Below are 1,024 nucleotides of genomic sequence, written 5' to 3' on the forward strand. Positions count from 1 at the left end.
AATGGCATTGACAAGAACAGACAAAGCATCCCATTTAAGATTCATCAGGTCTTTTGTTGTGGTGCTTTGTTTGCTTCTCCATTTGAAATATTCATTGCCGTTGTCGCCTGTTTCAAACCACATGTATGAATCAGTGTCGCTGTCGGCATCATTTTTAAATCCAATCTTTGCCCAGTCAGTATTTCGAATCCAGGCAAGGATTGAGTCGTTTTCAAAAGTAAGCCCACCGGACAAGGTATCGCCATTCTTTTGCACGGCGTTCCTAGCCCTGTTTACCGTTTCCTGTAAACCGAGGTTTTGGATAAACAGCGGCTTATTGGGAATATCTGCTCCGTTCCGGTCTTTTGCCAGACGGGCATTGGCATTATCCATTGCAATTTTCACCGCTTTTGCGGTGGCTGCCAGCGTTTCACTGGGGCTGTCAGTGGCACTGGTTAGCTGAACGAGTCCTTTTTTGTTCAGGCTGGCATCATAGATATCCAGATTTTCACGTGCTGTACGCTGTGCTGATGCCCCGGCAGTTTTAATTTCGCTGAGGTTATTTTTTATCAGCAGCGCGTTATTGCTCATAATGGCTTTAATGGACAGTGCAAGCTGGTTTAATTTTGTTTTATCCGGTTGAATACCGGCTTCTTCCAGCGTGTTTAATAACTCCGCCTGCACAATATTAAACCAGTCCATGCCGGGCCATGTGATAACATTATTCCCGTCACCTTCTGAAAACCAGCGAACGATAGCACTACGCTGGGCGGATACGGGCGGCATGACGGTTACGCCGCTGTCGTTATCAATATAAAACATTAGTTATCTCCGTCATGGTAAACAAATTTATAAATCTGATGCGCGGGTTTATATTTCTCCAGTAAACATTCCAGCGCACCCGATTCATAAACACGTAACGGCGTCAGAACATTATCCAGCACCGTTGCGTTGCGATAATTTTTAATACCGTAAATATTGACCTGCGTAACCCACTGGCCTTCTGTGGAATCCGTCAGCCTGACGGTAAAACCGTACTGCGCAG

Annotated in this window: 2 protein-coding genes; both read right to left on the reverse strand. The window is 45.5% G+C overall.

Going from position 1 to position 1,024, the window contains the following annotated elements; genetic code table 11:
* Positions 1-801, reverse strand: an 801-nt coding sequence (locus AC0L3J_RS37070) for a phage tail protein (RefSeq protein ID WP_473350383.1), incomplete at its 3' end; no start/stop codon positions are given.
* Positions 801-1,024, reverse strand: a 224-nt coding sequence (locus AC0L3J_RS37075) for a hypothetical protein (RefSeq protein WP_473350384.1), incomplete at its 5' end; no start/stop codon positions are given. The genes AC0L3J_RS37075 and AC0L3J_RS37070, both read right to left, overlap by 1 nt.

The organism is Bradyrhizobium sp. Kon37 (genome assembly GCF_055807535.1).